This is a genomic window from Pantoea sp. PvP021 (assembly GCF_054056055.1).
The window spans coordinates 12,165-34,794 of record NZ_JBSRXX010000008.1 but is presented as its reverse complement, the minus strand read 5'-3'; the positions used below and the strand labels follow the sequence as shown (position 1 = coordinate 34,794).

Genomic DNA, 22,630 nt, shown 5'->3' with positions numbered 1-22,630 from the left:
CGGCGAATCACGGCATAATTAACCGGTGACGTGTAGAATCGGTTTTGAGACGCAACGGACTGTAGATTTGACGCATGCGCGTCTTTGGTCAGCATGAAGCTATACCCGCGCACCTACACAGGCTAAAGTAAAGGCTCCAGGCTAGACTTTAGATCCATAACACTCATCCTGATAACGTTGGGGAAATAGAATGTTCCAGCAAGAAGTTACCATTACTGCACCAAACGGTCTGCACACTCGCCCAGCTGCGCAATTCGTTAAAGAAGCCAAAGCTTTCCAGTCAGAAATTACCGTGACCTCTAACGGTAAATCAGCGAGCGCGAAGAGCCTGTTCAAGCTGCAGACACTGGGTTTAACCCAGGGAACGGTTGTGACCCTTTCCGCGGAAGGTGAAGACGAGCAGAAAGCAGTTGAGCATCTGGTCAAACTGATGGCTGAACTGGAGTAATCTCCGCTCAGCTCTCCAGCAAATCGACTCCTCTGCGCCATTGAGTGCAAACATCTTGATCGCGGACAACCTGTCCGCGTTATTGCTTTCGTAGAGTACGTGTCCCGCGACAATGGCACCGCACAGAGTCCCATCAGCCATCGTGATTAAAAGGTAGCGTTATGATTTCAGGCATTTTAGCATCACCAGGTATCGCTTTCGGCAAAGCACTGCTGCTGAAAGAAGACGAGATCGTCATCAACCGCAAGAAAATTTCTGATGACCAGGTTGAGCAGGAAGTTCAGCGCTTCCTCGATGGCCGCAGCAAAGCGGCATTACAACTGGAAGCGATTCGCGTCAAAGCGGGTGAAACCCTCGGTGAAGAGAAAGCAGCAATCTTCGAAGGCCACATTATGTTGCTGGAAGATGAAGAGCTGGAGCAGGAAATCATCGACCTGATCAAAAAAGATCACGCTTCTGCCGATGCTGCTGCTTACTCGGTCATCGATGGCCAGGCGAAAGCACTGGAGGAGTTAGATGACGAATATCTGAAAGAGCGTGCGGCTGACGTACGTGACATCGGTAAGCGTCTGCTGCAAAACATCCTCGGTCTGCATATCGTTGACCTGAGCGCTATTCCGGACGAATCCATTCTGGTGGCAAAAGATTTAACGCCGTCAGAAACCGCACAGCTGAACCTGAAGAAGGTGCTGGGCTTTATCACCGATCTGGGTGGCCGTACCTCACATACCTCAATCATGGCGCGCTCGCTGGAGATCCCAGCCATTGTCGGTACCGGCAATGTGACCGTCACGGTTAAAAATGGCGATTTCCTGATTCTGGATGGCGTTAACAATGCGATTCACGTCAATCCTTCAGAAGCGATTCAGGAAGAGCTGAAAGCCGTACAGAACCAGTATCTGTCGGAAAAACATGAATTAGCTAAGCTGAAAGATCTGCCAGCCGTTACGCTGGATGGTCATCAGGTTGAAGTCTGCGCCAACATCGGTACTGTGCGCGATATCGCCGGTGCTGAACGTAACGGCGCTGAAGGCGTGGGTCTCTACCGCACCGAATTCCTGTTTATGGATCGTGACTCACTGCCAAGCGAAGAAGAGCAGTTCCAGGCGTACAAAGCCGTCGCTGAAGCCATGGGTTCACAGGCCGTTATCGTGCGTACCATGGACATCGGCGGCGACAAAGACCTGCCTTACATGAACCTGCCAAAAGAAGAGAACCCGTTCCTCGGCTGGCGCGCTATCCGTATCGCCATGGACCGCAAAGAGATTCTGCATGCGCAGCTGCGTGCCATCCTGCGCGCCTCCTCTTTCGGCAAACTGCGCATCATGTTCCCGATGATTATTTCGGTTGAAGAAGTTCGCAGCCTGAAAGCGGAACTGGAACTGCTGAAAGCGCAGTTGCGTGAAGAAGGTAAAGCCTTTGATGAGAGCATTGAAGTCGGCATCATGGTGGAAACCCCGGCTTCAGCCGTGATTGCTCATCATCTGGCGAAGGAAGTCGACTTCTTCAGTATTGGGACAAACGATCTGACGCAGTATACTCTGGCGGTCGATCGTGGTAATGATTTGATCTCGCACCTGTACAACCCAATGGCGCCGTCTGTGCTTAACTTAATCAAGCAAGTCATTGATGCATCTCACGCTGAAGGTAAATGGACCGGCATGTGTGGTGAGCTGGCAGGTGATGAACGTGCTACACTACTGTTACTGGGAATGGGGCTGGACGAGTTCAGCATGAGTGCCATTTCTATCCCTGGCATCAAGAAAATCATTCGTAATACTAATTTTGAAGATGCGAAGGCATTGGCGGAGCAGGCACTGGCTCAACCGACAGCGGAAGATTTAATGAACCTGGTAAACAAGTTCATTAAGGAAAAAACGCTCTGCTAATCCGCATGATGCTGGCCCCAAATTACTGCTTAGGAGAAGATCATGGGTTTGTTTTCTAAACTTTTTGGCGAAAAAACGGATAGCGCTGGGACAATTGACATCGTAGCGCCTCTGTCAGGCGAAATCGTGAACATTGAAGACGTACCAGATGTGGTGTTTGCAGAAAAAATCGTGGGCGACGGTATTGCGATCAAGCCCAGCGGCAACAAAATGGTTGCTCCTGTTGATGGCACTATCGGTAAGATTTTTGAAACCAATCACGCTTTTTCGATCGAATCAGACAATGGCATTGAGCTGTTCGTCCACTTCGGTATCGATACGGTAGAACTGAAAGGTGAAGGCTTCAAACGCATCGCTGAAGAAGGCCAGAAGGTCAAAAAAGGCGACGTGGTTATCGAGTTCGACCTGCCGTTGCTGGAAGAGAAAGCGAAATCAACCCTGACACCGGTTGTCATCTCCAACATGGATGAAATCAAGGAATTGATTAAGCTGACTGGCCAGGTCACCGTCGGCGAAACGCCGGTGATTCGCATCAGAAAGTAAGCATTCGTTCATAACATAACGGCACCCGCGGGTGCCGTTATCGTTTCTGCTGTATGCCTGTTCAGGGCTGCCAGTGCGGCAGACGCAGCGTCAGTTCCAGTCCGCCTTCTGGCCGGTTTCTTGCCTCAACCTCACCATGATGCGCCAGCACCACCTTGCGCACGATAGCCAGTCCCAGACCATAACCTTTGCCCATCAGCGGCGAATTCACCCGCACAAACGGGTCAAAGATGCTGGAGAGCTTATCCTCATCGACACCCGGCCCCTGATCGCGCACCTGAATCACCAGCCACTGCTGTTCTGCGCGCAGATGAACATCAATCCGCTGCCCTGGCTGAGAGAAGCGCAGCGCATTGCGTAATACATTCTCTGCTCCGCGCCGTATCAGCTCTGCATTGCCTCGCACGGTGTAATCAGCGCGATCGTCGACCTGCAACTCTACCTGCACGCCTGGGATCTGCGCTTCATAACGGACATCGGTAATAACCGCCTGCAGCAAGCCGGTCAGATCAAAATATTGCTCATCCGGGATGCTTTCATGCTCAGCCCGCGACAGTGTCAGCAGTTCACCGATCATCTTGTCCAGCCGACGCGCCTCTTCATCAATGCGATCAAGCGAACTGTTCACACTTTCTGGCGTCTGTCTGGCCAGCCCGGTCGCCAGCTGCAGTCGCGCCAGCGGTGAACGAAGCTCATGTGAGATATCATGCAACAGTTCTTCACGGGCGCGCACCAGGGTATCGAGCCGCTCGACCATAGCGTCAAAGGCTTCAGCGACGTTTGAGATCTCGTCGTGGCGCTTACGCATGATCGGAAACAGCCGCACGCTTAAATCGCCCTCAGCCACGCGGGAAAATCCTTCCCGCAGCTGACGCATAGGTCGCGTCAGATTCCAGGCCAGAAGCAGACTGAACAGCAATCCCACCGAACCGGCGAAGACAAACATCGGCTCAGGAATATTCAGAAATTTTCGCGGCATCATGTTCAGCGTGCTGTCTTTACGCATGCCATCCAGGTCGTAGCGCAGATGATAGGCTTTGCCATCCGCGCCGCGAACCCAGCGCACCACCTCTTCAGGAAAGCGCCCTCTGATATCCAGGTTGCCGCTGTTTTCTGATTGGGACGGTTTTGTCTGTTGGGTGACGTGGAAGAACTGCCGATCGCTGTTATCCCAGTCCGAGAGCATCGCATTCAGCGCATCAGGCCCGCCCCGCTCCAGCACTGACGCGGCGGAGGTCATCTGCAGATCCACAATACGACGGATAGCCACGAGTTCAGGCGGTTCATGCCGTTTACCGGAGAGCGTGAAGCCGAGCCAGATAAGCTGGCTCATGATGACAAAAACGATCCAGAAGCCGATAAAGATCTTCCAGAACATGCGTCCACGGTAACTCTGTTTCATCGAATACGGTAACCGATGCTGCGAACGGTTTCGATGTTGATGCTGTCAGCGGTTAATGCACTGAGCTTCTGACGAATGTTACTGATATGCACATCGACGCTGCGGTCATAGGCTTCACGCGGACGACCGAGTCCCTTTTCGGAGAGCTCATCTTTTGACACCACTCTGTCCGGCGCACGCAGCAGCAGATCCAGCAGATTAAATTCCGACGCCGTCAGATCAAAGGTTTTACCCTGCCATTCGCTGATGCGGGTGGCGGGATTAAGCATCAGCTCTCCCCAGCGCAGCGGCTCTCTGGCGTCTGGCTGTGGCGCCTGCTCTTCGAAACGGCGCAATACGGCGCGCAGACGCGCCACCAGTTCACGGGGATAGCAGGGCTTGGGCATATAGTCATCCGCGCCCATCTCAAGACCGATCACGCGATCAATATTATCGCCTTTGGCGGTCAGCATAATCACCGGTATCCGGCTGTTCTGGCGCACCTGACGCAACACATCAATGCCGCTCATGTCGGGCAGCATAATGTCCAGGATCATGGCGGTGAACTCTCCCGATAACGCGCCCTGCACGCCGGCGCTGCCGGTCAGAACCAGCTGAGCATCAAACCCTTCCCCGATCAGGTACTGGCTTAACATCGTGCCTAATTCAACATCATCATCAACAAGCAAAATTTTCATGGTTATCTCTCTGGAGAATTGCCGCTATTTTGTCCTGTGCTGAACATTCGCGCAGCCTGATTTACGCGATCCTTACAGATTCAGTCTATCTGGCACCGAAAATTGTGGTTAAAAAAAAGGCCTGTGGGCAGTAAATGCACGCACAGGCCTGATTCCGCATCGGCAGAGGTTACTGATGGTAGAGTCCGGTAGAGAGATAACGGTCACCACGATCGCAGGCGATCGCCACCACCACGCTGCCAGGATTGGCCTGCGCGATGCGCAGCGCACCCGCCACCGCGCCGCCTGAACTGACGCCACAGAAAATGCCTTCACGGCGTGCCAGCGCGCGCATCGTCTCTTCCGCTTCCTTTTGCGTCATATCCATCACATCATCCACCAGATCGGGACGGTAGATCCCCGGCAGATAGGCCAGCGGCCAGCGACGAATACCCGGAATACTGCTGCCTTCGCTGGGCTGCAAACCGATCACCTGCACGCCCGTGTTGAGCTCTTTCAGATATCGTCCTACGCCGGTAATGGTGCCGGTGGTGCCCATGCTGGAGACAAAATGAGTCATGCGCTGGTTCGACTGCTGCCACAATTCCGGGCCGGTGGTCTGATAGTGACCCAGCGGATTATCGGGATTATTAAACTGATCCAGCACCCGGCCTTCACCGCGCGCCGCCATCGCCTGGGCCAGATCGCGTGCGCCCTCCATGCCCTGTTCACGTGGCACCAGGATTAACTCTGCGCCATAGGCGCGCATCGCGTCCTGCCGCTCCTGACTCATGTTGTCGGGCATCAGCAGGCGAAGTCGGTAGCCTTTCATCGCCGCGATCATCGCCAGCGCAATCCCGGTGTTGCCGCTGGTAGCTTCAATCAGCTGATCGCCAGGTGCAATATCACCACGCAGCTCTGCCTGATTGATCATCGACCAGGCCGCGCGATCTTTTACCGAACCTGCCGGATTATTGCCTTCCAGCTTGAGCCAGACCTCGCTGCCGTTGGCGGGCGTCAGGCGCTGCAACTTGATCAGCGGGGTATTGCCGATGGTATTTTCGAGAGTCGTCACGGTGCGGTTCCTGGCATCTTACAAACCAGATGCGAAAAAAAGGCGGGAGTGACACTCCCGCCCGGTGTTGAAGAGAAAATATCAGGCGCTTTGTGCAAAGGCAACTGCGCGCAGTGGCGTATCGCCCTTATAGAGACGCGCCTGCTGTAAGCCAACAAACAGACGCTCGCCGCGAATCGGCGCTGTCTGCTCACCTTCAAACACCACCGAAACCGGCTCGCTCTGCCAGCCGGCAGGCTGGACGACCAGCTGCCAGAAGTGTCCACGCGGGCTCACTTCCAGTACCTGTACCGGCAGCGGGGTTTCCAGACTGCTGCGGCGTGACACGTCGATTTCCCACGGACGCAGGAACAGCTCAACCGCGCCCTGGTGGGCCGAGGTATAGCCCAGCGGCCAGTGGTGCGCGCCAACGTGGAACTGTGATCCCTGAATCTCGCCATCAAAGCGGTTCACTTCACCCAGGAATTCCAGCACAAAACGGGTCGCCGGATCGCGCCACACATCATCTGGCGTGCCGACCTGTTCAATATTGCCCTGACTCATCACCACCACGCGATCCGCGACTTCCATCGCCTCTTCCTGGTCGTGGGTGACAAACACACTGGTGAATTTCAGCTCTTCATGCAGCTGACGCAGCCAGCGGCGCAGCTCTTTACGTACCTGAGCATCCAGCGCGCCAAAGGGTTCGTCCAGCAGCAGAATCTGCGGTTCAACCGCTAACGCACGCGCCAGCGCCACACGCTGTTTCTGGCCGCCCGACAGCTGTGCCGGGAAGCGATTCGCCAGATGAGCCAGCTGCACCATCTCCAGCAGACGGGTAACACGCTGTTTGATCTCCGCCGTTGAAGGACGCTCACGACGTGGCAGCACGGTCAGGCCAAAGGCAATGTTGTCGAATACCGTCATATGACGGAACAGCGCGTAGTGCTGGAAGACAAAACCGACCTGACGATCGCGCGCATGCAGGCGGCTGACATCGTTACCATGAAAACGGATTTGACCGCTGTTCTGATGCTCCAGCCCGGCAATGATGCGCAGCAGCGTGGTTTTACCCGAGCCTGATGGGCCAAGCAGCGCCACCATTTCACCCGAGGCAATATCCAGAGAGATATCGTTCAGCACCGATGTGCGACCAAAGGATTTGTTGATCTTGTTAATCTCAATGCTCATGATTTCCCTCCTGTTGCAGGCGTTTGTGCTGTTGCTCTAAACGCCACTGCACAATGCTTTTCAGAAACAGCGTCACAATTGCCATCAGGGTTAACAGGGCGGCCGCGGTGAATGCGCCAACGGTGTTGTAGTCCTGATGCAATAATTCAACCTGAAGCGGTAATGTGTAGGTCTCACCGCGAATCGATCCCGATACCACCGAGACCGCACCAAATTCACCAATCGCACGAGCGTTGGTCAGCACGATGCCATACAGCAGCGCCCAGCGAATGTTCGGCAGCGTTACGCGGCGGAACATCTGCCAGCCAGAGGCGCCCAGCAGCACCGCCGCTTCATCTTCATGACTGCCCTGACTCAGCATCACCGGGACCAGTTCGCGCACCACAAACGGACAGGTCACAAACACCGTCGCCAGCACCATGCCAGGCCAGGCAAACATAATCTGGATGTTATGCGCATCCAGCCAGCCGCCTGCCGGGCCATTAACGCCCCAGAACAGCAGATACATCAGACCGGCCACAACCGGCGACACGGCAAAAGGAATATCAAACAGGGTCAGCAGCAACTGACGCCCCGGAAAGGTGAAGCGCGTCACCAGCCAGGCGAGCAGCGTGCCGAACACCAGGTTAACCGGTACGGTGATCAACGCCACCATCACGGTCAGCCAGATGGCGTGCAGCATGTCCGGATCCGCCAGATTGCTGAGAGCGACAATGAGCCCCTGATTCAGCGCTTCCCAGAAGATGGAGGCCATCGGCACCACCAGCAGCAGAATCGAGATCAGCGTGCCGATACTAATCAGCAGCCACTTGCCCCAGTTCACTGGCTGACGTGCAGCGTGATTAATCTGTGAAACCTCAGCCATTAGTGACCTCCCAGACGACGGCCAAAGCGGCTCTGTAATGTGTTAATCGCAAATAACAGAATCAGCGATGCTGCCAGGATCACCGAGGCGATGGCGCTGGCCGCCGGATAGTCGAACTCCTGCAGCCGGACAAAAATCATCAGTGAGGTGACTTCCGTTTTCCAGGCGATGTTACCGGCAATAAAGATCACCGCACCAAATTCACCCAGGCTGCGGGTAAAGGAGAGCGCAGTCCCGGCCAGCAGCGCCGGTGCCACTTCCGGCAACACGACGCGGCGGAAGCTCTGCCATGGCGTGGCACCCAGCGTTTCGGCCGCCTCTTCATACTCCGGGCCTAACTCTTCCAGCACCGGCTGTACGGTACGCACCACAAACGGAATGCTGGTAAAGGCCATGGCGATGGCGATACCAATCCAGGTATAGGAAATTTTGATGTCGAACTGAGCGAACCACTGTCCATACCAGCCGTTGACCGAAAAGAGTCCGGCCAGGGTCAGACCCGCCACCGCCGTAGGCAGTGCAAACGGCAGATCCATCAGGCCATCCAGCAGCGTCCGGCCCGGAAAACGGTAACGGGTCAGGATCCATGCCATCAGCATGCCGAACACCGCATTAAACAGTGAGGCGACGCCTGCAGAGAGCAGCGTTACTTTATAGGCGGCAATCAGCTGCGGATTGGTCACCACATCCCAGTACTGTTGCAGCGTCATCTGCGACAGCTGCATGATCACCGCGCTGATAGGCAGCAGCAGGATCAGACAGGTAAAGAGCAGGCTGGTGCCGAGGCTGAGACCAAAGCCGGGCAATACGCGTTTCTGGCTGGCTGCAAACATTATCCGCGCCCCGCCGCTAACAACTTATCGAGCTCACCGCCGCTGACGAAGTGCGTCTTCATTACCTTATCCCAGCCGCCAAACGCCTCTTCCACCCGGAACAGGTTGGTCTGCGGGAAGCGATCTTTCTGCTCCGCCATAAGCTGTGCATTGTTCACGCGATAGTAGTAGTGAGTAATAATATTCTGCGCTTCAGGCGTATAGAGATAGTTCAGATAAGCGCTGGCCGCATCAGCGGTTTTATTGGTGGCGACGTTTTTATCCACCCATGCCACCGGAAACTCCGCCAGAATGTTGGTTTTCGGCACCACCACTTCATACTCATCTTTGCCGTACTGGTTGCGGATGTTATTCACTTCGGACTCAAAGCTAATTAATACGTCGCCCAGGCCACGCTCAGCAAAGGTCGTGGTCGCACCGCGACCGCCGGTGTCGAATACTTCAACGTTTTTCAGAAATTGCGTCATAAAAGCACGGGTTTTGGCCTGATCGCCCCCGTCCGCTTTATCTGCTGCGCCCCAGGCGGCCAGATAGGTATAGCGGCCATTCCCGGAGGTTTTCGGATTCGGGAAAATCAGCTTCACATCACTGCGGGTCAAATCTGACCAGTCGTGAATCTGTTTTGGATTTCCTTTGCGCACCAGAAACGCCATGGTGGAGTAGAAAGGCGAGCTGTTATTCGGCAGACGGCTTTTCCAGTCTGCGGCAATCAGGTTGCCTTTATCGTGCAGCACCTGCACATCCGTAACCTGATTGTACGTGACGACATCCGCGCGCAGTCCCTGCAGGATTGCCAGCGCCTGCTTCGATGAACCGGCGTGCGACATCTTAATGGTCAGTGGATCGCTGGGATGACTGGCATCCCACTGTTTAACGAAGGGAGCATTCAGGGCGACAAACAGCTCCCGCGACACATCGTAAGAGCTATTGAGGAGTTCAGTGGCATTGGCTGCGCCGGCCAGGCTCAGCGACAACGCGATACCGCTCACGATTTTTTTCATCGCTTGTAATGTCATTTGGCACCCTGAAAAAGTTTGATGCGGATCTCACCCGCTGAGGCACCAGTTTATTTATAACTCAGTGAAAACCAGTAACGGTTTTATATATCGTTTGATGATTTCAAAGTCGAAAAAAGCATAAGACGACGGCACTGTTTATGCAGAAATCAGCAAAAGCCGATAGGGAGGAGGAACCCCGTGCCGTGCGTGCCGGCAAAGGTTTTGGGAGGCTCAGCGGCCGCCTGACGGGCGGCGCGCTGAAGACGAGGAATTAACGCTGCCAGACAATCTTGCTGATTTTCCAGCTTTTCAGCGTATCGTCCGAGGGCATTAAGCCCTCCGGTCCATGCCAGTCACCCTGATAAACATAGGTCAGATGCTGACTGCCAGGCGCACGGCACGCCACGTCACGCGCATCGGTGCCGCTGGCTAAGGTGCAGTTGTCGAAGGCTTTGCTGAACTTATTACTGAAGACATCACCCACTTTGCTGCCATCGCTGCTGGCGATTGCGCTGTCCATGACCTCAATACGTTCAACCTGCGACTGCCCGTAAATCACCAGCTTAACGTTGCCATCATCCAGCGCCTGCCAGAAAGAGACCACCTGACCGTTCTGGCTGCGCATGCCCTGACGCAGGTTATAGTCACCGTTCAGTCCGGCATTAATCGCGTCCTCTTTCATGGCGGTCGAGGCAGTTAACCCACCCACACCCTGTTCAGTCGCGGTCAGCGAGGAACCGAACCAGTTCCACGGCAGCGCCGAAGACCAGTGATACGTCAGCGGATTCCACCAGCTTGCCTGCTGGCTGCTGTCAGCGCCGGAACCCGAACTGGCACAGCCGCTCAGTACAACCGCGGCGATCAGTAGCGTGGAACGAACAGCTTTCATGAGAACTCCTGTAAATGCGATGCCGGAAAGGCGGAACTGATTGGAGTCGCAAAGCGACAAAAAGTTTAGTGAAGATGATGTTCGGGCAGAAAGCAGTCGCGACAGCGGCGGCTGGATTGCAGCCAGATCAGCGCCAGCAGGTCAAAGAGCGTCAGCAGCAATGGCAGCGGTGAGGTGAGCAGATCGCCCTGCACAAACTGCATTCCCTGCCAGAGCAGATTCACCAGCAGCGACAGCGCCAGCACGCTGCGCCAGTGCTGCCAGAGTCGCGGCAGGCGGGTGCGATACCCGGTCAGTAGCAGGCCCGCCAGCGCCGGTAAACCCAGCGCAAGACCGATCCAGAACGCCTGACGATCCGGATAAAACAGCGCCAGCAGATCGTTGCCCTGCTGCCGTGACGCCCCGGCCATTACCAGCAGCAGCCAGGTCCGTGCCTGGAGTAACAGGATCAGCCAAAAAAGAAACGGCAGCCGCAGCTGCCCTCTGGCGTCATACTCGTCCGGCAGATAGCCTGGTGACGGCTTAGTATTCACGATCTTCGATCAAACGTTTACCAAACAGCAGCGCATCAACCGGCTCATAATCGAGCTTCTCATAGAACGCCACTACCTGATCATTCTCTTCGCGGATCATCAGATGCAGTTTCGGACAGCCGCGCGCGATAAGCTTCTTCTCCAGACGGTTCATCAGCGCATTCGCAAAGCCGCGTCCCTGATAGTCGGGATGCACGGCCAGATAGTAAGCCGCGCCGCGATGGCCATCATAGCCGCCCATCAGTGTGCCCACGACCACGCCGCCCACTTCAGCGACCAGAAAGAGATCGGGGTCGTGATTCATTTTGCGTTCGATATCCAGCTCCGGATCGTTCCATGGCCGTAACAAATCGCAACGTTCCCATAAGGTGATCACTTCTTCAAAATCTTCCTGGCGGAAGGCGCGGATTTCCATCTTCTTTACCTGCAAATAAGCACAATTTGCTGATTATCACGCATTCTCTGCCGCACGCAACCCTCCATGACGGGCGACAAATAAAAAAGCGCAAATTTACTGTTCGCGACCTGCAATACAAAGTAATGCCCTGAAATGGTTCTGTGATCGCAGGCAGCAGCCCCTTAGGCTATAACACCGGCAAGATTCCTGTTACCGGACCCGCACATGCACCTGCTTAAACGTTTGATTCATCGCCGTCAGTTACTGCTTTCCGGGCTGGCTCTGGCCATTTTATCGCCGCGCGCGGTTCAGGCTAAAGAACAAGCCCTTACTGGTGCAAATCGTTACTCGCGCCCTGCCCCGCCCGCAAAGAACGGTAAACGTATCGTGATGATCGACCCCGGTCACGGCGGCATCGACTCTGGTGCCGTTGGCGAAGAGGGTTCCGAAGAGAAACACATCGTGCTGGAGATTGCCGGCAACGTGCAGCGTCAGTTACAGAGCCATCCGCGCATAGAAGTGCGTCTGACCCGCGACAGCGACCACTTTATTCCGCTCTATCAGCGGGTGGAGATTGCCCACCAGCACGGCGCCGATCTCTTTATGTCGATTCATGCCGACGGTTTTACCAGTCCCGATGCCAGCGGTGCCTCGGTGTTTGCGCTCTCTAATCGCGGTGCCAGCAGCTCGATGGCGCGCTATCTGTCACAGCGGGAGAACGATGCGGACAAGCTGGGTGGCGTGAAAGCGCAGCAGCAGGATCACTATCTGCAGCAGATTCTGTTCGATCTGGTGCAGACGGACACCATCAAAAACAGCCTGACGCTGGGCAAGCATGTACTGGATCAGATCCGCCCGGTTCATCATCTTCACAGCCAGCACACCGAGCAGGCGGCCTTCGCAGTACTCAAGTCACCGTCGATCCCCTCGGTGCTGGTCGAAACCTCCTTTATTACTAATCCGCGTGAAGAGCAGCTGCTCGGCACCACCGCGTTTCGTCAGAAAATCGCCTCGGCTATTGCCAGCGGCATCGTCAATTACTTTGATGAGTTTGATCGCCGCAACGCCTGATGCATGTCGTCGGTTCAGGCCGTGCGACTCGCCGCACTCATGCAAGCGGCGCGGTTTTGCGTATAATCGCGTCAGACTTTGACAAACCATAAGCGAAAAAATGGCTGATATTTCCCGCGTAAAAGCGTTCCTGCTCGCATTGCAGGATGAGATTTGTAACCAGCTGGCGGCTGAAGATGGCGGCGCAGCGTTTGCCGAAGATAGCTGGCAGCGTCCTGGCGGCGGCGGCGGTCAGAGCCGCGTCCTGCGCAACGGCGCGGTGTTTGAGCAGGCGGGCGTCAACTTTTCGCACGTGCATGGCGATCAGATGCCGGCATCCGCCACTGCACACCGGCCGGAGCTGGCGGGTCGCAGCTTTGAAGCAATGGGCGTGTCGCTGGTGATCCACCCGAACAACCCTTATGTACCTACCAGCCACGCCAACGTGCGCTTTTTTATCGCGGAGAAACCGGGTGCCGATCCGGTCTGGTGGTTTGGTGGCGGATTTGACCTGACCCCTTTTTATGGCTTCGAAGAAGATGCGCTGCACTGGCACCAGACCGCCGCTGACCTCTGCCAGCCTTTTGGCGAGGATGTCTATCCGCGCTATAAAAAGTGGTGTGATGACTATTTCTATCTGAAGCATCGTGATGAGCAGCGCGGCATTGGCGGCCTGTTTTTTGACGATCTCAATACGCCCGACTTTGAGCAGAGCTTCAGCTTCATGCAGGCGGTTGGCCGCGGCTTTATGGATGCCTATCGGCCGATTGTGGCGCGCCGTAAAGATCACCCGTGGGGCGATCGTGAGCGTCAGTTCCAGCTCTATCGCCGTGGTCGCTATGTGGAGTTTAATCTGGTGTGGGACCGCGGCACGCTGTTTGGTCTGCAAACCGGCGGTCGCACTGAATCGATCCTGATGTCGATGCCCCCGCTGGTGCGCTGGGAATATGATTATCAGCCCGATGCCGACTCACCTGAAGCCGCCCTCTATCGCGATTTCCTGCCGGTGAAGAACTGGCTGAATCTGCCAGTCTGATCGTTTCTGCCGCTGCAGCGCGCGTCTCAACCCGCGCTGCGCTTACCTCTCGCCTGATCGGCCTCTTCTTTTTTACAGGGCACAGATTGCTACAGTGTGGCCTGCGTCATTCCTCCTGACTGCTATGCTTATGGGTGGAATATGGCGCACCCCACGGTTAACACCGCATGACGGCTCCTTCGCACCGCCTCGCAGCGCAACAATCAGAGAAACCGCATGTTCATCAGAAACTCTCTGTTGCAATGTTATGGGTTCGCGTTCCCGGTAGCAGAACATGCCACAGACCGGCTGCGAGGCCTGAGGTGCCCCCTGTTCGCTTTCATTTTTCTTTTCAAGGAGTTTAGAGATGAACCAGCTAGAAGCCCTAAAACAGTTCACCACCGTGGTGGCGGACAGTGGTGATATCGAATCGATTCGTAATTACCATCCGGAAGACGCCACCACCAACCCCTCACTCATTCTGAAAGCGTCCGGTCTCGAAGGGTATAAGCACCTGATGGATGACGCGATTGAGTACGCCAAAAAACAGGGCGGCAGCAAAGAGACGCAGATTATCAACGCCAGCGACAAAGTGGCGATCAACCTTGGTATGGAAATCCTGAAAAGCATACCGGGCCGTGTTTCGACCGAAGTGGATGCGCGCCTCTCCTTCGATCGTGGCATGTGTGTGACCAAAGCAGAAAAACTGATTCGGATGTATGAAGAGCACGGTATCGATCGCTCACGCGTACTGATTAAGCTGGCCTCGACCTGGGAAGGCATCCGCGCAGCGGAAGAGCTGGAGAAAAACGGCATTCAGTGCAACCTGACACTGCTCTTTTCCTTTGCTCAGGCGCGTGCCTGTGCCGAAGCGGGCGTGTTCCTGATCTCCCCGTTCGTTGGACGCATCTACGACTGGTATAACTCGCGCAAACCCATGGACCCCTACGTGGCAGATGAAGATCCGGGCGTGAAATCCGTGCGTCGCATCTACGATTACTACAAAAAGCACCGTTACAGCACCATCATCATGGGCGCCAGCTTCCGTAAAGTGGAGCAGATTATCGCGCTGGCAGGCTGCGACCGCCTGACCCTGTCACCTAACCTGCTGGAAGAGTTGCAGAACAGTGATGCGCCGCTTGAGCGCAAACTGGAGCCTTCAACTGAAGGTTTCCACCAGCCGTCGCCGCTCTCCGAGGCGGAGTTCCGTTGGGAACATAATCAGGATCCAATGGCAGTTGAAAAACTCTCTGACGGCATCCGCCAGTTCGCGGTTGACCAGCAGAAGCTGGAAGATGTGCTCGCCGCACGCCTGTAGTCTTTATTTTAGTCGGGCGGGACTTTCCCGCCCTGATGCATAACAAGGGAGAACTTTATGTCCTCACGCAGAGAGTTGGCAAACGCGATTCGTGCACTGAGCATGGATGCGGTACAGAAGGCAAATTCAGGCCACCCCGGTGCGCCAATGGGAATGGCCGATATCGCCGAAGTGTTGTGGCGCGACTTCCTCCAGCATAATCCGACCAATCCCGCCTGGCTTGATCGCGACCGCTTTATCCTCTCCAACGGCCACGGCTCGATGCTGCTTTATAGCCTGCTGCACCTGAGCGGTTATGACCTGCCGATTGAAGAGTTGAAAAATTTCCGTCAGCTGCACTCTAAAACGCCAGGTCACCCGGAAATCGGCTACACCCCAGGCGTTGAAACTACCACCGGCCCGCTGGGTCAGGGACTGGCTAACGCCGTGGGCTTAGCGATTGCAGAACGCACACTGGCCGCGCAGTTTAACCGTCCGGATCATGAGATTGTCGATCACCACACCTATGTGTTTATGGGCGATGGCTGTCTGATGGAAGGCATCTCGCACGAAGTCTGTTCACTGGCGGGGACCCTGGGTCTCGGCAAACTGATCGGCTTCTATGACCATAACGGTATCTCGATCGATGGCGAGACCGAAGGCTGGTTTACTGACGACACCCATAAACGTTTTGAGTCCTACAACTGGCATGTGATTGGCGATATCGACGGCCATGACGCTGATGCCATTCGTGAGGCGATCAAAGAGGCGCAGAGTGTCACCGATAAGCCTTCACTGATTATCTGCCGCACCATTATCGGTTTCGGTTCGCCGAACAAAGCCGGTAAAGAGGAGTCGCACGGCGCGGCGCTGGGTGAGGCAGAAGTTGCCCTGACCCGCAAACAGCTCGGCTGGAACTATCCGGCGTTTGAGATCCCGGCTGAAATCTACCAGCAGTGGGATGCCAAAGCGGCGGGTGCTGAACGTGAAAAAGCCTGGGATGCAAAATTTGCGGCTTACAAAGAAGCCCATCCAGAGCTGGCGAAAGAGTATGAGCGCCGGATGAATGGCGAAATGCCCGCCAACTGGGAAACCGAAGCGACCCGGTTCATTCAGGAGTTGCAGGCTAACCCGCAGAAAATCGCCAGCCGTAAAGCGTCACAAAACTCGCTGGAAGCCTACGGCAAAATGCTGCCGGAGTTCCTCGGCGGTTCTGCTGACCTGGCACCGAGTAACCTCACCATCTGGTCTGGTTCTAAATCGATCAAAGAGGATCCGGCCGGTAACTATATTCACTACGGCGTGCGTGAATTTGGTATGACGGCGATTGGTAACGGTATCGCGCACCATGGCGGTTTCGTTCCCTACACCGCAACCTTCCTGATGTTTGTCGAATATGCGCGAAACGCCGCGCGTATGGCTGCGCTGATGAAGGCACGACAGATTCTGGTCTACACCCATGACTCCATCGGTCTGGGCGAAGATGGCCCGACGCACCAGCCGGTAGAGCAGATCGCCAGCCTGCGTCTGACACCAAACATGAGCGTATGGCGTCCGTGCGATCAGGTCGAAACCGCTGTAGCGTGGAAAGCCGCCGTCGAACGTCATCACGGCCCGACAGCGCTGATCCTCTCGCGTCAGAATCTGCTACAGCCGGAACGTACCCCGGAGCAGATCGAAAACATCAAACGCGGCGGCTACGTGCTGAAGGATTGCGACGGCACACCAGAAGTGATTCTGATCGCAACCGGTTCAGAGATTGAGATCACCCTGGGTGCAGCGGATAAGCTCACTTCAGGCGGTCACAAGGTGCGGGTGGTTTCACTGCCTTCTACTGACCTGTTTGATGCGCAGGATGCCGCTTACCGCGAATCCGTACTGCCGAGCGGCGTGAAAGCGCGTGTGGCGGTAGAAGCGGGTATTGCTGACTACTGGTTCAAGTATGTCGGTCTGGACGGTGCGATTGTCGGTATGACCACCTTTGGTGAATCCGCCCCGGCCAGTCAGCTGTTCCCGGAGTTTGGCTTCACGGTTGAGAATATCGTCAGCCACGCTGAAGCATTACTCAAGCCAGTTTAATGCTTATGCCCTTCCCGGCTCACCGGGAAGGGCCATTTCTACTTATAGCCTGATACATAAAAAAAACTCCATTCCCCTCTTCCCGCCCTGCGCAAACTCATTACTATAGAGCCGTCATACTTAATGCTGCCTGTGCGCTGGCTGTCCGTCTGTTCCTGCTGTTGTTCTGCCGGGATAACGCGGTTCTGTCCTGATGCATCCCGATGAGTGAAGGCAGATTTCCTCCGATTTTATAGCGAAGCCACTTCCGTTGAACATGCGCACACCCTATTTACTGGCCCTGATGGTTTCACTGCTTCCATTAAAAAGCATGGCGCAGGTCGCGCCCGATCCGCTGCTGGCCTCTCAGATTGTTGATCGCTACGCGGAACATATCTTTTACGGCAGCGGTGCAACCGGCATGGCACTGGTGGCGATTGATGGCAATCAGCGGGTGTTCGCCAGCTTTGGTGAAACCCGTCCTGGCAATAATGTCCGTCCGCAGAAAGATTCGCTGATTCGCATCGCCTCGCTGAGTAAGCTGATGACCAGTGAAGTGATGGTGAAGCTGGCTGAGCGCGGACAAATTCGCCTCGACGATCCCCTGAGTAAATATGCGCCGCCGGGTTCACGCGTGCCCACCTACAATGGTCAGCCCATTCGCCTGATCAATCTCTCGACCCACACCAGCGGACTGCCTCGCGAACAGCCAGGCGGCAAAGCGCAGCGTCCGGTATTTGTCTGGCCGACCCGTGGTGAACGCTGGGCGTGGCTGTCGCGCGCTAACCTCAAAGCGGCGCCAGGCAGCAGTGCCGCCTACTCCAACCTGGGCTACGATCTGCTGGGTGATGCGCTGTCGCGCGCCACCGGCAAACCCTATCCGGCACTGTTTCAGCAGCTGATTACCCGACCGCTCGGCATGAAGGACACGACGTTTACGCCGTCGCCTGAGCAGTGCGGACGCCTGATGGTGGCGGAAAAAGGGGCCAGTCCGTGCAATAACACCCTGGCGGCGATTGGCAGCGGCGGCGTTTACTCCACGCCGGATGATATGGGCCGCTGGATGCAGCAGTTCCTTAACTCTTCGGTTAACCACCGCACGCCGCAGATCGATCGACTGCAGACGCTGATCTATCGTCGCGATCAGCTGAGCAAGGTAGAAGGCATGGATGTGCCGGGCAAAGCGGATGCGCTGGGGATGGGCTGGGTCTTTATGGGGCCGAAAAATGGTCGCCCTGGCATTATTCAGAAAACCGGCGGCGGCGGCGGTTTCATCACCTATATGGCGATGGTGCCGCAGCATAACGTGGGGGTATTTGTGGTGGTGACTCGCTCGCCGCTGACCCGCTTTACGCCAATGAGCGACGGCGTGAATAATATGCTGGCCGAACTGGTCGGTAATCAGCTTGGCTCACCGATGATGGTGCAGGCGATTCGTTAACGCTGCTGTACGCCACCGTCAGACTGGCTGACCCACAGGGTTGGCCAGTCATCACTGCTGTGCCAGGCATCACAGGTCGACTCTTCCGCATACTCCGCTAACACAAAACGCGTGCCATCAAACTGCCAGCGTGTGGCACTGCCGCAGTCACCCAATCCACGTCCTTTACCAAAGGTGTAGAGCTGGCCGCTGGCCGCATCATATTCGGCGTTGATCAGCTCAAGCTGCCGATCGCTGGCACCTGGTGGGGTAAACGGCAGAGTTAAGGTGATGCCGCGCGCGACATACGGCTGGCTGCGCGTCACTTCAAACGCCAGATCGATCACGTTATAAGCCCCCATTTCACAACTCACCAGCAGCAGCGCGCGCTGATCGGTGAGTGGCGCAACGCTGACTTCACGGCGCAGTGGATCGAGTGAGCAGGAGTCGGTATTGACCCGCCAGGTGCCGTAATCAATTAATCCGCTGGTCTCATCGCGCGTCAATGCCGCGGGTGGCTCGACAGCAGGCGGCAGTGGCGGCAGCGCAGGCGGCGGCGGAACATCCCAGCTGGCGCGATCGCCACGTTTGACCCATGCGCTCATGCTGTTGACCCGCCCCTGGGTGTCATCCATCAGCAACAGCGCGGCCTTCATGCCGCGCAGGGAGATCAGCGCATTGGGATCGAAAGTGAGCTGAAGGGTTTTCGCCTCCATCACCAGATCAAAAAACTCATCAATTGCGATGGCATTGCTGGTGGCGAGATGGTGCGGTTCAACCGTCCAGTGTTTGAGGTCGGGTTTCAGACGGCGCTGATCCAGTAGCAGGTTATCCTGAAGCGAACCGCCAGGCAGCGCGCCACTGTAGGCACTGCCGTAGTCGATTCGCAGCAAGGGGCGATCGTTGACGCCCGCATGCCGCGAAATCGTCATCACTAACCCTTTGTCGCCCGGAATATTGCGCGCCACGCAAAAGGCTTCATTGTTGCAGGTGATTTGCCAGTCGTTGAATGACTTTTGCAACGGTTCCGCCTGAACACAGGCAACCCACAGAGACGGCAACAGCCACAGCGATTTCATCCAATACGACATTAAGAAAATCGATCCCCGAATACCCAGAGTGGAGAGGATAGCGCATCAAAGGGCCTGCCAGGGTTCCCATTCTGTGAACCTGTGCAAAAAGCGCAGTTAACTGCTTAAAAAGCGTGCATGAAAAGTGGATTATGCTTCACTTTCTACGCTCAACGCCGTCACGCTGCAACAGGCTAACTGCATGATTTTTTATGGTATCAGCCAGCCAGCAATCTGCGCATGCTGCAACAGCATGACGGTTTTGCCGTCGCGAATGCGGCCATCGGCGACCATCGCCAGCGCATCAGGGAAAGGCAGTTCCAGTACGTCGATCGACTCATCTTCAACGCCGCCGCCCGCATTGTCGCGCAGCGATTCATTATATTCCGCTGCGAAAAAGTGGATCAATTCAGTGACGCCGCCCGGCGACATATAGCAGGCATAGAGTTTCTCCACCTCGCCCACCGCATAACCGGTCTCCTCAATCGCCTCTTTGCGAATGCAATCTTCCGGAGAGTCGTTGTCCAGCAAGCCGGCACAGGCTTCAATTAACATGCCGCCCTCGTTACCGTTGACGTAAGTGGCGATACGGAACTGGCGCGTCAGGACCACGCTGTTCTTTTCACGGTTATAGAGCAGGATGGTCGCCCCGTTTCCGCGATCGTAGACTTCACGTTTATGGCGGATAACCTCGCCACGACCATCGGTGATCTCATAGGTGTAGTTACGCAGCACAAACCAGTTTTCGGACAGGAGCTTATCTTTGATGATGTTGATCTTAAACGACATGAGGACTCCGCTACCGCATAAAGGGAGCCTTTCATCATAGGGGCAAGCTTGCGGGAAAACTATCTTAATTCTCGCGGTGAATGAGGCGGTTTACGCCAAAAAAAAGCCAGCCCGAAGGCTGGCCTGATTGCTGCAGCGCTTATCAGCGTGAGGTGTCGTCAGCCAGTCGGGTCGGCTGAGGCTCCTCTTCGTGATGATCCTGTTCGGTCTCAGCTATGGCGTGAACACGCTTACGCACGCCAAACCATCCCAGCACCAGCAGTACCGCGATCAGCGGAATGGAGGCGATGGTGTAAGTCCCGTTCGGGTAGTCAAACGCCATCAGCACCAGCACGCTGAACAGGAACAGCAGCGTCAGCCATGAGGTAAACGGCGCGCCTGGCAGCTTGAAGCTGACATCATCCGCCTTGCCCTCTTTAATCGCTTTGCGCAGACGCAGCTGACAAACCACGATAAAGGCCCAGGAGGAGATAATCCCCAGCGAGGCGACGTTCAGGACGATCTCAAACACCTGAGAAGGCACATAGTAGTTAAGCACCACACCAATCACATAGACGGCGATGGTCACCAGAATACCGGCATAAGGCACCTGCTGACCGTTCATCTTAGACATGAATTTCGGTGCAGAGCCACCCATCGACATGGAGCGCAGAATACGCCCGGTTGAGTAGAGGCCCGAGTTCAGGCTGGAGAGCGCGGCACTCAGCACCACGATATTCATGATGCTGCCAACGTAAGGCACGCCCAGCTTCGAGAAGAAGGTAACAAACGGACTCTGACCCGCCTGATAGGCGTTCCACGGCAGCAGCAGCACCAGCAGGACCACGGAGCCAACGTAGAACAGGCCGATACGCCAGATCACGCTGTTGATCGCTTTCGGCAGCATGGTTTTCGGGTCTTTACATTCTCCCGCCGCCGTACCTACCAGTTCGATAGAGGCAAAGGCGAACACCACACCCTGAATCAGCACCAGCGCAGGCAGTAAGCCGTGCGGGAACATGCCACCGTTATCGGTGATCAGATGGAAGCCGGTGCTGTTGCCATCCAGCGGTTTGCCGGTGCCAAGGAACACCACGCCCACCACCAGGAAGATCACAATCGCCAGCACTTTCACCAGTGCGAACCAGAACTCCATCTCGGCAAACCACTTTACGCCGATCATGTTCATGGTGCCGACAATCGCCAGCGCGCCCAGGGCGAACACCCACTGTGGCACATCACCAAACGCGCCCCAGTAGTGCATGTAGAGCGCGACGGCGGTGATATCGACGATGCCGGTCATTGCCCAGTTGACGAAGTACATCCAGCCCGCCACGTAGGAGGCTTTCTCACCCAGGAATTCACGGGCGTAGGAGACGAAGCTGCCGCTGCTGGGACGGTGTAACACCAGTTCGCCCAGCGCACGCAGAATAAAGAAGGAGAAGATGCCACACACCAGATAGATGATGGCTAAGGCGGGGCCAGCAGCCTGCAAACGGCCACCTGCGCCCAGGAACAAACCGGTACCGATGGCACCGCCGATCGCAATCATCTGTACGTGACGGTTACCCATCGCCTTCTGGTAGCCGGCGTCATGAGAGTTGAGCCAGCGTCGTTTCGCAGCGCGCATCTCGCCTGGGGTTTTGTTTTTAGATTTCATAGCATTCCTGTTTGTCCTGACTATCAGTCGTCGCCCCCATTTCAGGCGTAATGCCCTGTGAAATGGGGTATTTTCCTCTGTGCGTTTGCCTGTGAGTGAGTGCCAGGCAGCGCGGGAATTTACGGCGATGAATCCTACCCGTTCTGCAAGAACGAAGCAAAATATACCGGGCAGATGCACAGGCTGATTTGTAAGAATCCATCCTGATGCACAAAAACAAAAAAACCGGCCATTTTCAGGCCGGTAAAAGCTACAGGGATGGAAACAGGAGGGTTGGGTTAGCGATAAATCTCTGCGGTGCCGCTCCACAGGCTGGAGTCGCCTGGGTTATCGACACCGATAACGCGGTAATGGCTGGCGCCCATCTCTTCCGCTTTTTGCGACAGCTGGCGATTCGCATCGTCCAGCGAGCCGCGAACACCGGAAACCGAAACGCTACCGATGCTCTGCATACTCTGCGCCTGCGACTGATCGACCGGCGCGGCGGCAAAAGTGGCAAATGAGGCGGTAGCCAGTAATGCGCCTGCCAGGACAGCATTCAGCTTTTTCATTGGATGCTCCTTAATCTGTGTTCGGGGTTGAGTTGATGACTGG

Annotated in this window: 22 protein-coding genes; 8 read left to right on the top strand and 14 right to left on the bottom strand. The window is 55.8% G+C overall.

What is annotated here, in order from left to right; genetic code table 11:
• The first annotated feature begins 190 nt into the window (after window positions 1–190).
• From ptsH to crr, 3 genes are all read left to right on the top strand, one after another.
• Complete coding sequence (ptsH, locus tag ACVKSX_RS18270; protein ID WP_003848868.1) at window positions 191–448, top strand: phosphocarrier protein Hpr; 258 nt, start codon at window positions 191–193, stop codon at window positions 446–448.
• Window positions 449–609: 161 nt separating this feature from the next.
• Window positions 610–2,337, top strand: a complete 1,728-nt coding sequence (gene ptsI, locus ACVKSX_RS18265; protein WP_010259908.1) for a phosphoenolpyruvate-protein phosphotransferase PtsI — start codon at window positions 610–612, stop codon at window positions 2,335–2,337.
• A 42-nt stretch (window positions 2,338–2,379) separates the two neighbouring features.
• Window positions 2,380–2,880: a PTS glucose transporter subunit IIA gene (crr, locus tag ACVKSX_RS18260; RefSeq protein WP_010259911.1), complete on the top strand. Its 501-nt coding sequence runs from the start codon at window positions 2,380–2,382 to the stop codon at window positions 2,878–2,880.
• Between the two features lie 61 nt (window positions 2,881–2,941).
• Here crr and ACVKSX_RS18255 read toward each other — a convergent pair whose 3' ends face one another.
• The 10 genes from ACVKSX_RS18255 to ACVKSX_RS18210 form a co-directional block, all read right to left on the bottom strand.
• A complete protein-coding gene (locus tag ACVKSX_RS18255; RefSeq protein WP_061901216.1) occupies window positions 2,942–4,282 on the bottom strand; it encodes an ATP-binding protein in 1,341 nt (446 codons plus the stop codon).
• Window positions 4,279–4,959, bottom strand: coding sequence for a response regulator transcription factor (locus ACVKSX_RS18250; RefSeq protein ID WP_010671364.1), 681 nt, complete (start codon window positions 4,957–4,959; stop codon window positions 4,279–4,281). Before ACVKSX_RS18250 ends, ACVKSX_RS18255 begins: the two co-directional genes overlap by 4 nt.
• A gap of 169 nt (window positions 4,960–5,128) precedes the next feature.
• Window positions 5,129–6,013 carry a cysteine synthase CysM gene (gene cysM / locus ACVKSX_RS18245; protein WP_010259921.1) on the bottom strand — a complete coding sequence of 295 codons (885 nt, stop codon included), beginning with the start codon at window positions 6,011–6,013 and terminating at the stop codon, window positions 5,129–5,131.
• Between the two features lie 81 nt (window positions 6,014–6,094).
• On the bottom strand, window positions 6,095–7,183 hold the full coding sequence (gene cysA / locus ACVKSX_RS18240; protein WP_033758582.1) for a sulfate/thiosulfate ABC transporter ATP-binding protein CysA: 1,089 nt from the start codon (window positions 7,181–7,183) through the stop codon (window positions 6,095–6,097).
• The gene (gene cysW / locus ACVKSX_RS18235; protein ID WP_161735126.1) at window positions 7,173–8,048 is read right to left on the bottom strand and encodes a sulfate/thiosulfate ABC transporter permease CysW; all 876 of its coding nucleotides are present in this window, start codon (window positions 8,046–8,048) and stop codon (window positions 7,173–7,175) included. The genes cysA and cysW overlap by 11 nt, the downstream gene beginning before the upstream one ends.
• Window positions 8,048–8,881 carry a sulfate/thiosulfate ABC transporter permease CysT gene (cysT, locus tag ACVKSX_RS18230; RefSeq protein WP_010259932.1) on the bottom strand — a complete coding sequence of 278 codons (834 nt, stop codon included), beginning with the start codon at window positions 8,879–8,881 and terminating at the stop codon, window positions 8,048–8,050. Before cysT ends, cysW begins: the two co-directional genes overlap by 1 nt.
• A complete protein-coding gene (locus tag ACVKSX_RS18225; RefSeq protein WP_033772378.1) occupies window positions 8,881–9,897 on the bottom strand; it encodes a sulfate ABC transporter substrate-binding protein in 1,017 nt (338 codons plus the stop codon). Before ACVKSX_RS18225 ends, cysT begins: the two co-directional genes overlap by 1 nt.
• A 253-nt stretch (window positions 9,898–10,150) precedes the next feature.
• Window positions 10,151–10,768, bottom strand: a complete 618-nt coding sequence (locus ACVKSX_RS18220; RefSeq protein WP_061703714.1) for an RpoE-regulated lipoprotein — start codon at window positions 10,766–10,768, stop codon at window positions 10,151–10,153.
• A 65-nt stretch (window positions 10,769–10,833) separates the two neighbouring features.
• Window positions 10,834–11,301: a DUF2919 family protein gene (locus ACVKSX_RS18215; RefSeq protein WP_010259942.1), complete on the bottom strand. Its 468-nt coding sequence runs from the start codon at window positions 11,299–11,301 to the stop codon at window positions 10,834–10,836.
• On the bottom strand, window positions 11,291–11,716 hold the full coding sequence (locus ACVKSX_RS18210; RefSeq protein ID WP_003848834.1) for a GNAT family acetyltransferase: 426 nt from the start codon (window positions 11,714–11,716) through the stop codon (window positions 11,291–11,293). Before ACVKSX_RS18210 ends, ACVKSX_RS18215 begins: the two co-directional genes overlap by 11 nt.
• Before the next feature lie 207 nt (window positions 11,717–11,923).
• Between ACVKSX_RS18210 and amiA the strand changes: the two genes are divergently transcribed.
• From amiA to ampH, 5 genes are all read left to right on the top strand, one after another.
• Complete coding sequence (amiA, locus tag ACVKSX_RS18205) at window positions 11,924–12,769, top strand: N-acetylmuramoyl-L-alanine amidase AmiA (RefSeq protein ID WP_320503613.1); 846 nt, start codon at window positions 11,924–11,926, stop codon at window positions 12,767–12,769.
• Between the two features lie 100 nt (window positions 12,770–12,869).
• On the top strand, window positions 12,870–13,784 hold the full coding sequence (gene hemF, locus ACVKSX_RS18200) for an oxygen-dependent coproporphyrinogen oxidase (protein ID WP_010671360.1): 915 nt from the start codon (window positions 12,870–12,872) through the stop codon (window positions 13,782–13,784).
• 346 nt (window positions 13,785–14,130) lie between these two features.
• Entirely contained in the window at window positions 14,131–15,081 is a 951-nt protein-coding gene (gene tal / locus ACVKSX_RS18195) for a transaldolase (protein WP_010259954.1), read from the top strand.
• Window positions 15,082–15,138: 57 nt separating this feature from the next.
• The gene (gene tkt, locus ACVKSX_RS18190; RefSeq protein ID WP_010259958.1) at window positions 15,139–17,139 is read left to right on the top strand and encodes a transketolase; all 2,001 of its coding nucleotides are present in this window, start codon (window positions 15,139–15,141) and stop codon (window positions 17,137–17,139) included.
• 256 nt (window positions 17,140–17,395) lie between these two features.
• Window positions 17,396–18,559, top strand: a complete 1,164-nt coding sequence (gene ampH / locus ACVKSX_RS18185) for a D-alanyl-D-alanine-carboxypeptidase/endopeptidase AmpH (protein ID WP_010259962.1) — start codon at window positions 17,396–17,398, stop codon at window positions 18,557–18,559.
• On the opposite strand, the gene ACVKSX_RS18180 is transcribed toward ampH, so the two are convergent.
• The 4 genes from ACVKSX_RS18180 to ACVKSX_RS18165 all read right to left on the bottom strand — a co-directional run bounded on the left by ACVKSX_RS18180 (window position 18,556) and on the right by ACVKSX_RS18165 (window position 22,587).
• Window positions 18,556–19,629 (bottom strand): DUF1176 domain-containing protein, encoded by a 1,074-nt coding sequence (locus ACVKSX_RS18180; protein ID WP_022624156.1) that lies wholly within the window; start codon window positions 19,627–19,629, stop codon window positions 18,556–18,558. The genes ampH and ACVKSX_RS18180 overlap by 4 nt on opposite strands.
• A gap of 189 nt (window positions 19,630–19,818) precedes the next feature.
• Window positions 19,819–20,397 (bottom strand): GDP-mannose pyrophosphatase NudK, encoded by a 579-nt coding sequence (nudK, locus tag ACVKSX_RS18175; RefSeq protein ID WP_187508227.1) that lies wholly within the window; start codon window positions 20,395–20,397, stop codon window positions 19,819–19,821.
• Window positions 20,398–20,539: 142 nt separating this feature from the next.
• Window positions 20,540–22,036 (bottom strand): L-asparagine permease, encoded by a 1,497-nt coding sequence (ansP, locus tag ACVKSX_RS18170; RefSeq protein ID WP_010259970.1) that lies wholly within the window; start codon window positions 22,034–22,036, stop codon window positions 20,540–20,542.
• 278 nt (window positions 22,037–22,314) lie between these two features.
• Entirely contained in the window at window positions 22,315–22,587 is a 273-nt protein-coding gene (locus ACVKSX_RS18165; protein WP_010671356.1) for a YdgH/BhsA/McbA family protein, read from the bottom strand.
• Window positions 22,588–22,630: the final 43 nt, after the last annotated feature.

Excerpts from the sequence above, each read along its gene's own strand:
- nudK (WP_187508227.1), bottom strand. The coding sequence starts at position 20,397 with ATGTCGTTTAAGATCAACATCATCAAAGATAAGCTCCTGTCCGAAAAC.
- tkt (WP_010259958.1), top strand. The coding sequence starts at position 15,139 with ATGTCCTCACGCAGAGAGTTGGCAAACGCGATTCGTGCACTGAGCATG.
- ACVKSX_RS18220 (WP_061703714.1), bottom strand. The coding sequence starts at position 10,768 with ATGAAAGCTGTTCGTTCCACGCTACTGATCGCCGCGGTTGTACTGAGC.
- cysT (WP_010259932.1), bottom strand. The coding sequence starts at position 8,881 with ATGTTTGCAGCCAGCCAGAAACGCGTATTGCCCGGCTTTGGTCTCAGC.
- ACVKSX_RS18250 (WP_010671364.1), bottom strand. The coding sequence starts at position 4,959 with ATGAAAATTTTGCTTGTTGATGATGATGTTGAATTAGGCACGATGTTA.
- ACVKSX_RS18225 (WP_033772378.1), bottom strand. The coding sequence starts at position 9,897 with ATGACATTACAAGCGATGAAAAAAATCGTGAGCGGTATCGCGTTGTCG.
- ptsI (WP_010259908.1), top strand. The coding sequence starts at position 610 with ATGATTTCAGGCATTTTAGCATCACCAGGTATCGCTTTCGGCAAAGCA.
- hemF (WP_010671360.1), top strand. The coding sequence starts at position 12,870 with ATGGCTGATATTTCCCGCGTAAAAGCGTTCCTGCTCGCATTGCAGGAT.
- cysA (WP_033758582.1), bottom strand. The coding sequence starts at position 7,183 with ATGAGCATTGAGATTAACAAGATCAACAAATCCTTTGGTCGCACATCG.
- ACVKSX_RS18255 (WP_061901216.1), bottom strand. The coding sequence starts at position 4,282 with ATGAAACAGAGTTACCGTGGACGCATGTTCTGGAAGATCTTTATCGGC.
- crr (WP_010259911.1), top strand. The coding sequence starts at position 2,380 with ATGGGTTTGTTTTCTAAACTTTTTGGCGAAAAAACGGATAGCGCTGGG.
- cysW (WP_161735126.1), bottom strand. The coding sequence starts at position 8,048 with ATGGCTGAGGTTTCACAGATTAATCACGCTGCACGTCAGCCAGTGAAC.
- ACVKSX_RS18180 (WP_022624156.1), bottom strand. The coding sequence starts at position 19,629 with ATGTCGTATTGGATGAAATCGCTGTGGCTGTTGCCGTCTCTGTGGGTT.
- ACVKSX_RS18210 (WP_003848834.1), bottom strand. The coding sequence starts at position 11,716 with ATGGAAATCCGCGCCTTCCGCCAGGAAGATTTTGAAGAAGTGATCACC.
- ansP (WP_010259970.1), bottom strand. The coding sequence starts at position 22,036 with ATGAAATCTAAAAACAAAACCCCAGGCGAGATGCGCGCTGCGAAACGA.
- tal (WP_010259954.1), top strand. The coding sequence starts at position 14,131 with ATGAACCAGCTAGAAGCCCTAAAACAGTTCACCACCGTGGTGGCGGAC.
- ACVKSX_RS18165 (WP_010671356.1), bottom strand. The coding sequence starts at position 22,587 with ATGAAAAAGCTGAATGCTGTCCTGGCAGGCGCATTACTGGCTACCGCC.
- amiA (WP_320503613.1), top strand. The coding sequence starts at position 11,924 with ATGCACCTGCTTAAACGTTTGATTCATCGCCGTCAGTTACTGCTTTCC.
- ptsH (WP_003848868.1), top strand. The coding sequence starts at position 191 with ATGTTCCAGCAAGAAGTTACCATTACTGCACCAAACGGTCTGCACACT.
- ampH (WP_010259962.1), top strand. The coding sequence starts at position 17,396 with ATGCGCACACCCTATTTACTGGCCCTGATGGTTTCACTGCTTCCATTA.